This is a genomic window from Cedecea sp. P7760 (assembly GCF_013386425.1).
In the GTDB taxonomy this organism is placed as follows: Bacteria; Pseudomonadota; Gammaproteobacteria; order Enterobacterales; family Enterobacteriaceae; genus Cedecea; species Cedecea selenatireducens.
Window position 1 is genome coordinate 23,464 of record NZ_JACARU010000006.1, and the last position, 14,671, is coordinate 38,134.

A 14,671-nucleotide genomic window follows, 5' to 3' on the forward strand; every position below is an offset into this window, starting at 1 on the left:
GCAGTTTATCACAGGAGTTTGGCGCGCAAGCGGCGTTGCCGTTTGGCCGTGCAAATTGTCGTACCAGATCACGCTTTAGCTATTTTCGTTCGGGGAAACGACCGAGTGACGACGCACCAGCGTCGGGCTGAACATGTGGGTAATTTCAGGTAGCGGCTGGTTTTCGGCCAGCGCCAGCGCAAGTTCCGCCGCCTGAGTTGCCATGGTTACAATCGGGTAGCGAACCGTGGTCAGCTTCGGGCGCACGTAGCGTGAAATCAGCACGTCATCAAAGCCAATCAGCGAAATCTCGCCTGGAACATCAATCCCGTTGTCATTCAGCACGCCCATTGCCCCTGCGGCCATCGAATCGTTATAACAGGCCACGGCGGTGAAGTTTTTGCCACGCCCCAGCAGCTCCGTCAGGGCCTGCTCGCCGCCGCTTTCATCGGGTTCACCAAAGGTCACCAGGCGTTCGTTAATCGGAATATTGTGTTCGCGCAGCGCGTCGTAGTAGCCCTGCAGGCGGTCTTCTGCGTCTGAAATCTGGTGGTTTGAGCAGATATAGCCGATGCGGGTGTGGCCCTGCTGAATTAAATGACGGGTGGCAAGCCAGGCACCGTAGCGGTCATCCAGCGCAACGCAGCGCTGTTCGAACCCTGGCACGATGCGGTTGATCAGTACCATGCCGGGGATCTGCTTCATCAGGGAGATAAGCTCTTCGTCCGGGAGCTTTTTGGCGTGAACGACCAGCGCCGCGCTGCGGTGACGAATAAGCTGCTCGATGGCCTGGCGCTCTTTTTGTTCGCTGTGGTAGCCGTTGCCGATCAGCAGGAAGTTGCCGGTGCGGTAGGCGACCTGTTCAACGGCTTTCACCATGGCACCAAAAAAGGGATCGGAAACGTCGCCGACGATCAACCCAATGGTTTCAGTGGCCTGCTGAGCCAGCGCTCGGGCGTTAGCGTTAGGATGATAGTTTAGCGCTTCCATGGCGCTGTTCACCGCCTGCTTTGAGGCTTCGCTGGCTTTTGGAGAGTGGTTAATAACGCGTGATACCGTGGCAACAGAGACACCAGCCAGCCGAGCTACATCCTTAATTGTCGCCATCAAATACCTTCCTGTTAGGGGTAATCGTTTACACAGCGTTTAGTGTTACGGAAAACCCTTGTGACTGCAAGGCAACAACTGACGAATGCCTCGCAAACTGGAACAAAATCAAGGCGAAAGCGTGTAACGGTTACACCTGTCTCAACGAGCTGCCTCTTTTTAGTGCATCTTGCGGATTTTTAAACGTTTCTGCCCAAATTTTTGCTTACATTTTGCAGTCGGCTGTTGCGATTTCAGCGTAGCTAAAATGAAGGCGTCGCTGCTACATTTGTTGTCCCAGAGGTATTGATAGGTGAAGTCAGCGACTAATTGCTGATCCTATGAATTACACCAACCTGCGCGGATGCGCAGGTTTTTTTTTGCCTGAATCCCGCCGCCTGTAACAAGAATCGAGAATTTAAACACCTGGTTGCACTTGGGCTCATTCCCTTGCTTTTTGCCGCTGGTTTCACCGCCAGTGGCGCGAGACAATTCAGATCCCAGAGGTATTGATTGGTGAGAATTCCTGGTACTCTGCTGAGTACAATTCTTTTGCACCAACCTGCGCAGATGCGCAGGTTTTTTTTTGCCATTTTTTGAGCCCCCTCCCGCACTTAACGCATCTGGTGTACTCTTCGACTCTACACTTAACGCTTGCCGACAGACGACAAAGAGAGTCGCTATGCTTTTTGCTTTTTTCCGCGCGCTATTCCGCATTCTGTTCCGGGTAACCCTTTCCGGCGATCCGCAGGTTCTTCATTTACAGCGGGTGCTTATTGTTCCAAACCACGTGTCGTTTCTGGATGGGATCCTCGTCGCGCTGTTTCTGCCGGTGCGCCCGGTGTTTGCGGTCTACTCTTCGATCAGCGAGCAGTGGTTTATGCGCTGGCTCAAGCCGCTGATTGACTTTGTGCCCCTTGACCCGACCAAGCCGATGTCGATTAAGCACCTTGTTCGCCTGGTGGAGCAGGGCCGTCCGGTAGTGATTTTCCCGGAAGGACGTATCAGCCTGACCGGCTCGTTGATGAAAATCTACGACGGAGCCGGGTTTGTGGCGGCAAAAGCCCAGGCAACGGTTGTCCCTTTACGTATCGACGGCGCGGAGCTGACCTTCTTTAGTCGCCTGAAAGGGTTGGTAAAACGTCGGGCTTTCCCACGTATTAGCCTGCATTTGTTGCCGCCAACCGCCATTGCAATGCCGGAAGCGCCACGGGCAAGGGATCGCCGCAAAATGGCCGGCGAGATGCTGCATCAGATAATGATGGAAGCGCGAATGGCGGTGCGCCCGCGCGAGACGCTTTTTGAGGCTCTGCTGGCGGCAAAAGATCGCTATGGTTCACGCAAAAACTGCATTGAAGACATTAACTTTAAGCCAGATACCTACCGTTCACTGCTGACTAAAACTCTGTTTGTGGGCCGAATCCTCGATAAATACAGCGAGCAGGGCGAAACTATTGGTTTAATGCTGCCGAATGCGGCTATCAGCGCGGCGGTAATTTTTGGCGCTTCTTCCCGCGGCCGTATTCCGGCGATGATGAACTACACGGCCGGCGTAAAAGGGCTGACCAGCGCGATTACCGCAGCGCAAATCAAAACTGTCTTCACCTCTCGCCAATTTCTGGAAAAGGGCAAACTGTGGCATCTGCCGGAACAACTGACGCAGGTGCGCTGGGTGTATCTGGAAGATTTGAAATCTACGGTCACCATGAAGGACAAAGTTTGGATCTTTGCCCATCTGCTTGCGCCGCACCTGGCGCAGGTGAAACAGCAGCCCGAAGACGCGGCGATGGTGCTGTTTACCTCCGGCTCGGAGGGCAACCCGAAAGGCGTGGTGCACAGCCATAAGAGCCTGCTGGCCAACGTCGAGCAGATTCGCACCATCGCTGACTTTACCGCTGACGATCGCTTTATGTCCGCGCTGCCGCTGTTCCACTCTTTTGGGCTAACGGTGGGGTTGTTCACGCCGTTGCTGACCGGCGCGGAAGTGTTCCTCTATCCAAGCCCGCTGCACTATCGCGTGGTGCCTGAACTTATCTATGACCGTAACTGTACGGTCGTGTTTGGCACCTCGACGTTCCTCGGTAACTATGCGCGCTTTGCCAATCCTTATGATTTCTTCCGCCTGCGCTATGTGGTCGCCGGGGCAGAAAAACTGCAGGAAAGCACCAAACAGCTGTGGCAGGACAAGTTTGGCCTGCGCGTTCTGGAAGGCTACGGCGTGACCGAATGCGCGCCGGTGGTTTCTATTAACGTGCCGATGGCGGCGAAGCCGGGGACGGTGGGGCGTATTCTCCCGGCGATGGACGCTCGCCTGCTGGCGGTGCCCGGCATTGAGCAGGGCGGAAGGCTGCAGCTCAAGGGGCCAAACATCATGAACGGCTATCTGCGCGTTGAAAATCCAGGCGTGCTGGAGCGGCCAGAAGCCGAGAACAGTCTCGGCGAAATGGAGCCAGGCTGGTACGACACCGGCGATATCGTGACCTTTGATGAGCAGGGCTACTGCGTGATTCAGGGGCGTGCGAAACGCTTTGCCAAAATCGCCGGGGAGATGGTATCACTTGAGATGGTTGAGCAGATGGCGATCGGTATTTCGCCTGACAAACTGCATGCCACGGTGGTTAAGCACGATGCGGCCAAAGGCGAAGCGTTGGTGATGTTTACCACCGACAGCGAGCTTAACCGCGAAAAACTTCTGCGCTATGCGCGTGAGCACGGCGTGCCCGAGCTGGCGGTGCCGCGCGATATTCGCTTCCTCAAACAGCTGCCGGTGCTGGGCAGCGGAAAACCAGATTTTGTCACCCTGAAAGCACAGGTTGATGAAGCGGAGAAGGCCCATGGCTGAACAGGCTGGCAATAGCGGTTCTTTGTGGTCCCGGGGCATGATGGCGGTGACCGCGGCGCAGTTTTTATCGGCCTTTGGCGACAATGCGCTGCTGTTTGCGACGCTCGCGGTGCTCAAGCAGCAGTTCTACCCGGACTGGAGCCAGCCGGTGCTCCAGATGGTGTTTGTCGGCGCCTACATCCTGTTTGCACCTTTTGTGGGGCAGGTGGCCGATAGTTTCGCCAAAGGGCGAGTGATGATGCTGGCCAACAGCATGAAGCTTGTCGGCGCAGCGGTGATTGCGGTGGGGCTGAATCCTTTTGTCGGCTACACGCTCGTAGGCATTGGCGCGGCGGCCTATTCCCCGGCTAAATACGGCATTCTCGGCGAGTTAACGACCGGGGACAGGCTGGTGAAAGCCAACGGCCTGATGGAGTCCTCGACCATTGCCGCTATCCTGCTTGGGTCGGTGGCTGGTGGGGTGCTGGCGGACTGGAACCTGACGGCGGCGCTGGTGGTCTGTGCGCTGGTTTACGGCGGGGCGGTGATAGCCAACGTCTTTATCCCTAAACTTGCCGCGGCGCGTCCCGGTCAGTCCTGGCGCTTTAAGCCGATGACCCACAGCTTCTTTTTCGCCTGCCGCAGCCTGTGGCGCAGCGGGGAAACGCGATTCTCGCTGGTGGGTACCAGCCTGTTCTGGGGGGCGGGCGTGACGCTGCGCTTCCTGCTGGTGCTGTGGGTGCCGGTTGCATTGGGGATCACGGATAACGCCACGCCTACCTACCTGAATGCGATGGTTGCGGTCGGGATTGTGGTGGGGGCCGGGGCCGCAGCGAAGCTGGTGACGCTCGAAACCGTTGCCCGCTGCATGCCTGCCGGAATATTGATAGGCGTCGGAGTGCTTATTTTTGCTCTCCAGCACGCTCTGCTTCCATCCTATGCCTTACTGGTGCTGATAGGCCTGCTGGGTGGTTTCTTTGTGGTGCCGCTTAACGCGCAGCTCCAGGAACGCGGCAAGCACACCGTTGGCGCGGGCAACGCGATCGCCGTGCAGAATCTGGGCGAAAATACCGCCATGCTTTTGATGCTCGGTCTGTTCTCGCTGGCGGTGAAAACCGGGGCGTCGATTGTTGGGATTGGGATCGGGTTTGGTGCGGTGTTTGCGCTGGCGATTAGCGCGCTTTGGCTGTGGCAAATCAAGCAGAAATAGCAGTAAGGCCCTCTTTTGGAGGGCCGAACTTTCTTACGGAGCCGGATAAGTATAAATCCGATGCGCCGCTTCAATCTCCTCAATCACCTCTTCACCTAGCGTCAGATTCAGGCTTTCAAGGTTGGTCTTAAGCTGTTCCATCGTGGTGGCGCCGAGCAGCGTGCTGGCGACAAACGGCTGACGGCGAACGAAGGCCAGCGCCATCTGCGCCGGATCCAGATTATGGCGTTTCGCTATCTCGACGTAGGCCGCAACGGCTTTCTGTGACTGTTCGCTGCTGTAGCGGGTAAAACGGCTAAAGAGCGTGTTGCGGGCGCCAGCCGGTTTTGCCCCGTTCAGGTATTTGCCCGACAGTACGCCAAAGGCGAGGCAAGAATACGCGAGCAGCTCCACGCCCTCGTGCTGGCTTATTTCAGACAGGCCAACCTCAAAGCTACGGTTTAACAGGCTGTACGGGTTTTGAATCGTGACGATGCGCGGCAGATCGTGTCTCTCAGCAAGCTGCAGGTAGCGCATCACGCCCCAGGCCGTTTCGTTCGAGACGCCGATATAGCGAATCTTCCCGGCACGCTGGCACTCCGTAAGCGCTTCGAGCGTTTCCAGCAGCGTTACCGGCAGCGACGTTGTGTCGTTCCAGGTGTAGCCGAGCTTGCCGAACATGTTGGTCTGGCGCTGCGGCCAGTGAACCTGGTAAAGATCCAGATAATCGGTTTGCAGGCGCTTGAGGCTGGCGTCCAGCGCTTCACGAATGTTTTTGCGGTCGAGGATCTGGTTAGGGCGGATGCCCGCGTCGTTATTACGGGCCGGGCCGCTAACTTTAGAGGCGATGACCAGCTTTTCGCGGTTGCCGCGCGCTTTCAGCCAGCTTCCTACATAGCTTTCCGTTAAGCCCTGAGTTTCCGGGCGCGGGGGCACCGGGTACATTTCCGCGACATCAATCAGATTCACGCCCTGACTGACGGCATAGTCGAGCTGCTGGTGGGCATCGGCCTCGCTGTTTTGTTCACCAAAGGTCATGGTTCCCAGCCCCAGCGTGCTGACTTCAAGTGAACTGTGGGGGATACGGTGATAGTGCATAGCCGGCTTCCTGTTGTTCTTTTGATACGTCAGGCATCGTTACCCGACAAAAGGTCTATAAACATGGCAGAGGCCGAGGCAAAGCGAAAGAGGGGAGGCAAGAAAAGTCACCAGGCCAGCCGGTGGGCTGACCCTGAGATTAGCGCTCGATAATCTGGGAAACGTCGTTGCGGTTGATCTGCATTTCGTTACCCTGCTGGTCGCGATAACTGACCAGACCGGTGTCTTCATCAACCTTAGGTTTACCTTCGGTCAAAATCATTCGTCCATCTTTGGTTGCCATCACATAGTCACTGCTGCAGCCTGAAACGGCAAAGGCAAGACCAATGGCGGAGATTGCTACTGCCCATTTAGTCATCGTTGTGTTCCTCGTCAGGAAGGGATCCCGTTAATAAGTCTAGTAATAACCTGATGAACAGGGGAAGGAAAGCAGCAAATTCTTATTAGGGCGAGGGAAATGTAACATTCTCCGGCGTGTACTGACATAAACCTGGATTGCCTTTCCCTACCGCAGCGCTTAGAGCGTGAAGTGCCGTGCGAGCAGCGCAGCCGTAAAGTTCTTCTTCAAATAAAAGCCGCGTGGCAGCGTGAGAATAGGCGCACCATCGGCGCCGATGGCCTCGGTTAATGCCCGGCTGTTGGCGGCTTTGGGCCTCAGCTGCAGCACTTCGCCGTGGCGGGCGGTAATACGCTCGACCTGGCCCAGCACAATCAAGTCCATCAGCTCTTCCCAGTCCAGACGCAGCTGCCGCTCTTCTTCTTCTGAGGGACTCCAGAGCAGAGGAGAGCCAACGTGCCGCTCGGCGAGTGGAATTTGCCTTTCACCTTCCACCGGGATCCACAGCACGCGCTTGAGCTTGTGCCGCACGTGGCTGGTTTCCCAGACAACGCCGCTATTACCGGTTAGTGGCGCGACGCACACAAAAGTGGTTTCCAGCGGGCGGCCAAGGCTATCCACCGGGATCGTTTTAAGCTCGATGCCGAGATTAGCAAAGTCCTGCTCGGGCTTGCTGCCCGCGCTGGCGCCCAGCCACAGCTCCAGCAAAACGCCAATCCAGCCTTTGTCTCTTTTCAGGTCTTTCGGCGTCTGTAGCCCGGCGCAGGCCGACAGTTCTCCCAGGGTAAAACCGGCTACCTGCTGGGCCTGCTGGAGCAGTTCGGCTTCACTCTTTGGGGGCGTAATTAGGGGACGTATCGGTTGCATAGCTCGTTGATGTTTTTTGGTTAAAAAATGAACGCACTTTGTTCACAGCGAAAGTTTAGTTTAGTCGTCTGAGGATAAGATTAACAATATTCTGATTTATAATGATTTTTTTAAGTCAGCCGTTTCGTTGTGGCGGCATGAAAAAAGCTTTTCCAAATCTGGTCACTGGCAATGAACAGGATCTTACACCATGTTATCCACAGAAAAATGGGATAACTGGGAAAAAGCTCGACTACTGGTTCCATTTACAGCCTTGACGGGGCGGTAAAAACCAATTTTTCACCGATTTGTGCCTAACTTGTTTGCACAATCTGTGGATAAAAACGACATTGTTCGATCTTTCATCAGTCGACGATCTTCGTATGTGACGATCGTCACATTATGAAAGCGATGTGTCATTTTTATAGTATTATGGTTATGATATATAAAGACTTTAATATGTGTTCGGATTGCTCCTGATTTTACTTGTCCCGAGTTGTCCCGATGTAATTCGTTAGTTCTTCACAGTTATATCCACAGAAAAAGTGAATAAAACGGCTGGTTTTGGCTGCCCCTGTTTATAACCCGGCTATCTTTTGTGAGTTATTCAAATGTTATTCCATGCAAACGCCGCCGAGAGAGTGGTTTACCGCCTGACACTTGTATGAAACAATCGATGCAATCTAAGTTTGTTTTGAGGTAGTCCGGTGATCGATGATGATGGCTACCGCCCCAACGTTGGGATCGTAATATGTAATCGGCAGGGACAGGTGATGTGGGCGCGGCGTTTTGGCCAACATTCCTGGCAATTTCCTCAGGGGGGCATTAATCCTGGCGAGTCCGCTGAACAGGCAATGTACCGGGAGCTTTTCGAAGAAGTCGGTTTGCAGAGAAAAGACGTTCGCATTCTTGCCTCGACCCGAAACTGGTTGCGTTACAAATTACCTAAACGTTTGGTGCGTTGGGACACAAAGCCGGTTTGTATCGGCCAAAAACAAAAATGGTTTCTTTTGCAGCTGCTGAGCAGCGACGGTGAGATCAATATGCAAACCAGCAGCACGCCGGAATTTGATGGCTGGCGCTGGGTCAGTTATTGGTATCCGGTTCGTCAGGTTGTTTCATTTAAGCGCGATGTTTACCGCCGCGTAATGAAAGAGTTTGCCAGCGTGGTTATGCCACTGCAGGAAGTTACGCCACCACGCAATAACTCGCCGGCCTGGCGACGTAAAAGAGGTTAAGTCACGCGAAAAATGCTCACCCGTCTGCGAGAAATAGTCGAAAAGGTCGCTAGTGCCCCGCGCCTCAATGAGGCGTTGGACATCCTGGTGACTGATATCTGCCTTGCGATGGATACCGAGGTTTGCTCGGTTTATCTCGCCGATCATGAGCGCCGCTGTTTTTACCTTATGGCGACCCGTGGGTTAAAAAAACCGCGTGGTCGCACCGTTACGCTTGCCTTTGATGAAGGTATTGTTGGCCTGGTTGGGCGGCTCGCGGAGCCGATTAACCTGGCCGATGCGCAAAAACACCCCAGCTTTAAATATGTACCCGCCGTAAAAGAGGAGCGTTTTCGTGCGTTCCTTGGGGTGCCTATTATCCAGCGCCGTCAGCTTCTGGGGGTGCTTGTTGTCCAGCAGCGTGAACACCGGCAGTACGATGAGAGCGAAGAGTCTTTCCTCGTTACGCTGGCCACGCAGATGGCCGGGATTTTGTCCCAGTCTCAGTTAGCGGCGCTGTTTGGGCAGTACCGCCAGACCCGCATCCGCGCGCTTCCGGCATCGCCTGGCGTTGCCATTGCAGAAGGCTGGATGGACACCACCGTCCCGCTGATGGAGCAGGTCTTTGAGGCATCAACCCTGGATACCGCACTTGAGCGTGAGCGTCTTACCGCCGCGCTGGAAGAGGCTTCCGGGGAGTTTCGCCGCTACAGCAAGCGTTTTGCCGCCGGGGCTCAGAAAGAGACCGCGGCTATCTTCGATCTTTACTCTCACCTGTTAACCGATGCGCGCCTTCGCCGTGAGCTTTTTGCCGAGGTGGACAAAGGCTCGGTGGCCGAATGGGCGGTAAAAACGGTTGTTGAGAAGTTTGCTGAACAGTTTGCCAGCCTCTCTGACAGCTACCTGAAAGAGCGGGCGGGAGACCTCAAAACCCTGGGGCAGCGCCTGCTGTTCCACCTCGACGACACTATTCAGAGCCCGAATACCTGGCCCGAGCGCTTTGTTCTGGTTGCGGATGAGCTTTCGGCCACCACCCTTGCCGAGCTGCCGCAGAAGCGCCTTGCGGGCGTAGTCGTGCGCGACGGTGCGGCAAACTCTCATGCTGCCATCATGGTGCGTGCGCTCGGTATTCCGACCGTTATGGGGGCGGATATTCAGCCTTCGGTGCTGCATCGCCGCATGCTGGTGGTGGACGGCTATCGCGGCGAATTGCTGGTGGATCCTGAGCAGGTACTGCTGCAGGAATACCAGCGCCTGGTGAGCGAGGAAAACGAACTCAGCCGCCTGGCGGAAGACGACGTAGAGCAGCCCGCTGCGCTAAAAAGCGGTGAGCGTGTGCAGGTGATGCTTAATGCGGGCCTTAGCCCCGAGCATGAAGAACAGCTTGGCAGCCGTATCGACGGCATCGGGCTGTACCGCACCGAAATCCCGTTTATGCTGCAAAGCGGTTTCCCTTCAGAAGAAGAGCAGGTCGCGCAGTATCAGGGCATGCTGCAGATGTTTAACGACAAGCCGGTGACGCTGCGTACGCTCGACGTTGGGGCCGACAAACAGCTCCCGTACATGCCCATCAGCGAAGAAAATCCTTGCCTTGGCTGGCGAGGGATCCGCATCACGCTCGATCAGCCAGAGATCTTCCTGATCCAGGTTCGTGCGATGCTGCGGGCGAACGCGGCGACGGGGAATCTCAGCATTCTGCTGCCGATGATCACCAGCATTGATGAGATTGACGATGCCCGCAGGCTGATCGATCGCGCAGGCCGGGAAGTTGAAGAAGAATTAGGTTATCAACTGCCCGGGCTAAGGCTTGGGGTGATGGTTGAAGTTCCTTCGATGGTGTTCATGCTGGGTCACCTGGCCGGGCGCGTTGATTTTATCTCCGTGGGGACGAACGATCTTACCCAGTATCTGCTGGCGGTCGATCGTAATAACACGCGGGTGGCTAGCCTTTACGATAGCCTGCACCCGGCAATGCTGCGCACGCTAAACCTGATTGCCCGCGAAGCGGAGCGCTATAACATCGACCTGTGCCTGTGCGGTGAGATGGCCGGCGACCCGATGTGCGTCGCGATTCTGGTAGGGATGGGCTACCGCCATCTTTCGATGAACGGCCGCTCTGTCGCACGTATTAAATACCTGCTGCGCCATATCCATCTGGAAGAAGCCGAAGTACTTGCTCAGCGCAGCCTTGAGGCACAAATGGCGACGGAAGTACGCCACCAGGTCGCGGCGTTTATGGAACGGCGTGGCATGGGTGGCCTGATCCGCGGCGGGCGCTAATTTATTCAAGATGTCCCGGCATCACCGGGACATTACACATCTTTTACAACTTCCATAATCAATCACTCAGGCCGTTTGTGCTATGATCCGCTGCTTTCGGAGCGCATCGATAGCGGTGCGTACTTGCAACCCGCCTTTAATTTTTTGGCGGGGTAACAATAGCTTGTGGTGACAGATGAATAGTGGCTATCTGCGTTTCCCTGAATTTGACCCGGTGCTTTTCTCCATCGGGCCGGTTTCCCTGCACTGGTACGGACTCATGTACCTCGTTGGGTTCGTGTTTGCCATGTGGCTTGCCGGACGCCGCGCCAGCCGTCCGGGCAGCGGTTGGACGAAAAATGAAGTAGAAAATCTGCTGTATGCAGGGTTCCTTGGCGTCTTCCTGGGCGGCCGTCTGGGCTATGTTTTCTTCTACAACCTGCCGGTCTTCCTTGCCGATCCCCTGTACCTGTTTAAAGTCTGGGACGGCGGTATGTCCTTCCACGGCGGGCTTATCGGTGTTATCTGCGTAATGATTTGGTTCGCACGCCGCACCAAACGTACCTTCTTCCAGGTCTCCGACTTTATTGCTCCGCTTATCCCGTTTGGTCTTGGCGCGGGTCGCCTCGGCAACTTTATCAACGGTGAGCTGTGGGGCCGCGTCGACCCTAACTTCCGCTTCGCCATGCTGTTCCCTGGTTCGCGCAGTGAAGACGTTGGCCTGCTGGCAACGCACCCGGAATGGCAATCGCTGTTCAATACTTACGGCGTGCTGCCGCGCCATCCGTCGCAGCTTTATGAGCTGGCGCTGGAAGGGGTTGTGCTGTTCATCATTCTGAACCTGTTTATTCGTAAGCCTCGCCCGATGGGCTCGGTATCTGGCCTGTTCCTGATCGGCTATGGCGCGTTCCGCATCATCGTGGAATTCTTCCGCCAGCCGGACGCGCAGTTCACCGGCACCTGGGTGCAGTACATCAGCATGGGGCAGATTCTGTCGATTCCGATGATTGTTGCCGGTATCGCCATGATGGTCTGGGCTTACCGCCGTCCACAGCAGCAACTTTCGTGAGGTGACATGAAACAGTATCTTGATTTGATGAAAAAAGTGCTCGAAGAGGGCACGCCGAAAGCGGACCGTACCGGTACCGGCACGTTGTCTATTTTTGGGCATCAAATGCGCTTTAACCTGCAGGAAGGTTTCCCGCTGGTTACCACCAAAAAATGTCACCTGCGTTCGATTATTCATGAGCTGCTGTGGTTCCTCAACGGGGATACCAATATCGCCTACCTGAAAGAAAATAAGGTGACGATTTGGGACGAATGGGCGGATGAAAACGGCGATCTCGGCCCGGTTTACGGCAAGCAGTGGCGCTCCTGGGCAACGCCTGACGGGCGCTATATTGACCAGCTAACCACCGTACTGAACCAGCTGAAAAACGACCCGGATTCCCGTCGCATCATCGTTTCTGCATGGAACGTGGGCGAGCTGGATAAAATGGCGCTGGCGCCTTGCCACGCTTTCTTCCAGTTCTACGTGGCCGACGGCAAGCTCTCCTGCCAGCTTTATCAGCGCTCATGCGATATCTTCCTTGGGCTGCCGTTCAACATCGCCAGCTATGCGCTGCTGGTGCATATGATGGCGCAGCAGTGCGACCTTGAAGTCGGTGACTTCGTCTGGACCGGGGGCGACACGCACCTGTACAGCAACCATCTGGAACAGACTCGCCTGCAGCTGACTCGTGAGCCGCGCGCGCTGCCTAAGCTGGTTATCAAACGTAAGCCCGAGTCGCTGTTTGACTACCGCTTCGAAGACTTCGAGATTGAAGGCTACGATCCGCATCCGGCTATCAAAGCGCCTGTGGCCATATAGTTCACAGCCAGCGTGACAGAACCGGTGCCTGAGTGCGCCGGTTTTTTTTGCCCAGATTTCTTTTCTTCGGCACGGCTTCCGGCCGCAGTGAAAATTCCTGCAACCCTCCAGTTATCTTCCGGCATTTGCCGCATCCTCGCGTATGCCTGCTGGCTCATCTAAACGCGGCTGGTCACACTGTCGGCCATGAACATTAATCAACGTGGTTTTAGCGTTATTGAGCTAATGGTGGTGATAGCCATCGTTGCCGCACTCAGCGCCGGAGGCCTTCATGGCTGGCACCAGTGGCAGCAGAAAGTGCAGCTTTGGCAGACAGCCCAGCGGCTGAGCCACTTTCTCTCAGGCCTGAGAAATGACGCAAACTGGAACAATCAGACCCATCTTTTAGCGCTGCACCAGAGCGGGAAAAGCTGGTGTCTGGCAAGCCGCGGCGTATCTGAAAACTGTTCGTCTAACCCACGACTGGCTTTTATACCTGAATTTGACGACATCATCGTGGAGGATATGACGGCTGGTTTAGGTTTTTACGGTGTACGCAGCACTGCCTGGCCCGGCCATATTGTTCTGAAAAGCCAGGCCGGGCGGTGGAGGGTGACGGTATCAGTCTGGGGGCGCACGCGGCTGTGTGAACTGTCCGGAGGTAAGCCATGCTGAGTGCTCAGAAAGGATTTACGCTACTGGAAATGCTTATTGCGATGGCCCTGAGCAGCGTGCTGTTGCTGGGTACTTCGCGCCTGTTTCCGGCTTTACAACTGGAGGTTTTACGGCAGTACGGCTATGTCGCTCAGCAGGAGGCGCTGTGGCAGATGGCGTTTGCGATTGGCAAGAATTTGCAGCGGGCTGGCTATTGCCGAGGCCAGTGCCAGGGCGAAGGCGTGAAGTTAACGAATCAGGGAGGCTGCGTGGTGGTGCAGTGGGATGCTAACCATAATGGTCGATGGGACACCGCGAAGGATAGTCAAAATGAACAGACGGGCTATCGCCTACGTAACGGCAACCTGGAAACGCAAAAAGGCGTAGAGCATTGCGAGGGGAGCGGCTGGGAAAGAATGTCTGACCCGGCGCAGTCGACCGTGCAGCACTTCTCCGTTACTCGTCAAAATCGCAAAACTGGCAGACCTTTATTTCTCATCAAGCTTGCATCGAGTTTAAAACAGGGCGGGCGTGCTGCCGAAGTGAACTACGTGGTGAGCGGGGAAAATTTATGAGCGGCAAACGTGAGAAAGGCGGTGCGTCCTTGCTGATGGTATTGATGCTGCTAGCCGTGGGCTCTTTGATCCTGAGCGGGCTATCTCAGCAACTGAGTGCCCAGCGCTTTGAGGTTGCCGCTGAAATTCAGTTTATCAAAAACCATACTGCCGCGAGGTCCGCTCTGGCGTGGGGGGAAAAGCAAAGCTGGCGGCCACAGAGAACGTGGCAGTGCCGGCTTGAGGCTCGTAATAACTGGCAGGCGTGCCTTCATCAAACCGACAAAGGCGAAGCGCTGCTTGCTGCATTCGGCTCCATTCCCGGAAATGAAGTGCCGTTCACGCTGTGGCGCTGGGGTGTACTTCAGGGAGGTGAACTGGTGGCTTCAGCCCAGGGCTGGCTCGACTTTTGCCCTTTACCGGATGATGACTTATGCAAGCTGCCCCGATAATTCCCCGGCAGGGCGGGTTCAGCCTGCCTGAAGTTCTGTGCGCCCTCGCGCTGTTTGGCGTTGTGATGACTGCGCTGCTAGGTTACCACCGCGTCCTGCAGCAGGGTTTTACAAGTCAATGGCAGCTAAGGCAGCTCTGGCGCGTGGCCCGCGAGCAGACTGAACTTGAAGCTCTGCCACCTTCTGATTCATGGAATGTACGCCAACAGCAGACATCTTCCCTGGGATGTGTCAGCATCGACGTTACTGTAACAAGCCCAGAGGGCCGAGCCGCACAGCTTTTGAGGCTGGATTGCCCACGGTCAGAACAACGTCAGGAGTAGCGATTTC

Annotated in this window: 14 protein-coding genes; 10 read left to right on the forward strand and 4 right to left on the reverse strand. The window is 55.6% G+C overall.

The features are described from left to right. Nucleotides 1–75: 75 nt before the first annotated feature. Nucleotides 76–1,086, reverse strand: a complete 1,011-nt coding sequence (gene galR / locus HX778_RS01740; protein ID WP_038479263.1) for an HTH-type transcriptional regulator GalR — start codon at nt 1,084–1,086, stop codon at nt 76–78. Between the two features lie 661 nt (nt 1,087–1,747). On the opposite strand from galR, the gene aas reads away from it, so the two are divergent. Together aas and lplT are read left to right on the forward strand one after the other, a co-directional pair. After that, nucleotides 1,748–3,907, forward strand: coding sequence for a bifunctional acyl-ACP--phospholipid O-acyltransferase/long-chain-fatty-acid--ACP ligase (gene aas, locus HX778_RS01745; protein WP_038479266.1), 2,160 nt, complete (start codon nt 1,748–1,750; stop codon nt 3,905–3,907). Next, nucleotides 3,900–5,096, forward strand: a complete 1,197-nt coding sequence (lplT, locus tag HX778_RS01750; RefSeq protein WP_176981156.1) for a lysophospholipid transporter LplT — start codon at nt 3,900–3,902, stop codon at nt 5,094–5,096. The genes aas and lplT overlap by 8 nt, the downstream gene beginning before the upstream one ends. A gap of 33 nt (nt 5,097–5,129) precedes the next feature. Here lplT and HX778_RS01755 read toward each other — a convergent pair whose 3' ends face one another. The 3 genes from HX778_RS01755 to mutH form a co-directional block, all read right to left on the reverse strand. Continuing rightward, nucleotides 5,130–6,173, reverse strand: a complete 1,044-nt coding sequence (locus HX778_RS01755; RefSeq protein WP_038479271.1) for an NADP(H)-dependent aldo-keto reductase — start codon at nt 6,171–6,173, stop codon at nt 5,130–5,132. Nucleotides 6,174–6,312: 139 nt separating this feature from the next. Then, nucleotides 6,313–6,531, reverse strand: a complete 219-nt coding sequence (locus tag HX778_RS01760) for a YgdI/YgdR family lipoprotein (protein ID WP_008458470.1) — start codon at nt 6,529–6,531, stop codon at nt 6,313–6,315. Nucleotides 6,532–6,690: 159 nt separating this feature from the next. Further along, the gene (gene mutH / locus HX778_RS01765) at nt 6,691–7,377 is read right to left on the reverse strand and encodes a DNA mismatch repair endonuclease MutH (RefSeq protein WP_176981157.1); all 687 of its coding nucleotides are present in this window, start codon (nt 7,375–7,377) and stop codon (nt 6,691–6,693) included. A gap of 686 nt (nt 7,378–8,063) precedes the next feature. On the opposite strand from mutH, the gene rppH reads away from it, so the two are divergent. The 8 genes from rppH to HX778_RS01805 all read left to right on the forward strand — a co-directional run bounded on the left by rppH (nt 8,064) and on the right by HX778_RS01805 (nt 14,664). Beyond that, the gene (gene rppH, locus HX778_RS01770; protein ID WP_008458467.1) at nt 8,064–8,594 is read left to right on the forward strand and encodes an RNA pyrophosphohydrolase; all 531 of its coding nucleotides are present in this window, start codon (nt 8,064–8,066) and stop codon (nt 8,592–8,594) included. A gap of 12 nt (nt 8,595–8,606) precedes the next feature. After that, complete coding sequence (gene ptsP, locus HX778_RS01775; protein ID WP_176981158.1) at nt 8,607–10,853, forward strand: phosphoenolpyruvate--protein phosphotransferase; 2,247 nt, start codon at nt 8,607–8,609, stop codon at nt 10,851–10,853. Between the two features lie 175 nt (nt 10,854–11,028). Beyond that, nucleotides 11,029–11,901: a prolipoprotein diacylglyceryl transferase gene (lgt, locus tag HX778_RS01780; protein ID WP_038479282.1), complete on the forward strand. Its 873-nt coding sequence runs from the start codon at nt 11,029–11,031 to the stop codon at nt 11,899–11,901. 6 nt (nt 11,902–11,907) lie between these two features. Further along, the gene (thyA, locus tag HX778_RS01785) at nt 11,908–12,702 is read left to right on the forward strand and encodes a thymidylate synthase (RefSeq protein ID WP_008458459.1); all 795 of its coding nucleotides are present in this window, start codon (nt 11,908–11,910) and stop codon (nt 12,700–12,702) included. 186 nt (nt 12,703–12,888) lie between these two features. Further along, on the forward strand, nt 12,889–13,356 hold the full coding sequence (locus HX778_RS01790) for a prepilin peptidase-dependent protein (protein ID WP_176981159.1): 468 nt from the start codon (nt 12,889–12,891) through the stop codon (nt 13,354–13,356). Further along, nucleotides 13,350–13,910, forward strand: coding sequence for a prepilin peptidase-dependent protein (locus tag HX778_RS01795; RefSeq protein WP_176981160.1), 561 nt, complete (start codon nt 13,350–13,352; stop codon nt 13,908–13,910). Before HX778_RS01790 ends, HX778_RS01795 begins: the two co-directional genes overlap by 7 nt. Further along, entirely contained in the window at nt 13,907–14,341 is a 435-nt protein-coding gene (locus HX778_RS01800) for a DUF2509 family protein (protein ID WP_038479291.1), read from the forward strand. Before HX778_RS01795 ends, HX778_RS01800 begins: the two co-directional genes overlap by 4 nt. Beyond that, complete coding sequence (locus HX778_RS01805; protein ID WP_038479294.1) at nt 14,323–14,664, forward strand: prepilin-type N-terminal cleavage/methylation domain-containing protein; 342 nt, start codon at nt 14,323–14,325, stop codon at nt 14,662–14,664. Before HX778_RS01800 ends, HX778_RS01805 begins: the two co-directional genes overlap by 19 nt. The last annotated feature ends 7 nt before the right edge of the window (nt 14,665–14,671 follow it).

Bases quoted from the DNA above. Each gene is read 5' to 3' on its own strand.
- galR (WP_038479263.1), bottom strand. From the start codon at position 1,086: ATGGCGACAATTAAGGATGTAGCTCGGCTGGCTGGTGTCTCTGTTGCC.
- aas (WP_038479266.1), top strand. From the start codon at position 1,748: ATGCTTTTTGCTTTTTTCCGCGCGCTATTCCGCATTCTGTTCCGGGTA.
- lplT (WP_176981156.1), top strand. From the start codon at position 3,900: ATGGCTGAACAGGCTGGCAATAGCGGTTCTTTGTGGTCCCGGGGCATG.
- HX778_RS01755 (WP_038479271.1), bottom strand. From the start codon at position 6,173: ATGCACTATCACCGTATCCCCCACAGTTCACTTGAAGTCAGCACGCTG.
- HX778_RS01760 (WP_008458470.1), bottom strand. From the start codon at position 6,531: ATGACTAAATGGGCAGTAGCAATCTCCGCCATTGGTCTTGCCTTTGCC.
- mutH (WP_176981157.1), bottom strand. From the start codon at position 7,377: ATGCAACCGATACGTCCCCTAATTACGCCCCCAAAGAGTGAAGCCGAA.
- ptsP (WP_176981158.1), top strand. From the start codon at position 8,607: ATGCTCACCCGTCTGCGAGAAATAGTCGAAAAGGTCGCTAGTGCCCCG.
- lgt (WP_038479282.1), top strand. From the start codon at position 11,029: ATGAATAGTGGCTATCTGCGTTTCCCTGAATTTGACCCGGTGCTTTTC.
- thyA (WP_008458459.1), top strand. From the start codon at position 11,908: ATGAAACAGTATCTTGATTTGATGAAAAAAGTGCTCGAAGAGGGCACG.
- HX778_RS01790 (WP_176981159.1), top strand. From the start codon at position 12,889: ATGAACATTAATCAACGTGGTTTTAGCGTTATTGAGCTAATGGTGGTG.
- HX778_RS01795 (WP_176981160.1), top strand. From the start codon at position 13,350: ATGCTGAGTGCTCAGAAAGGATTTACGCTACTGGAAATGCTTATTGCG.
- HX778_RS01800 (WP_038479291.1), top strand. From the start codon at position 13,907: ATGAGCGGCAAACGTGAGAAAGGCGGTGCGTCCTTGCTGATGGTATTG.
- HX778_RS01805 (WP_038479294.1), top strand. From the start codon at position 14,323: ATGCAAGCTGCCCCGATAATTCCCCGGCAGGGCGGGTTCAGCCTGCCT.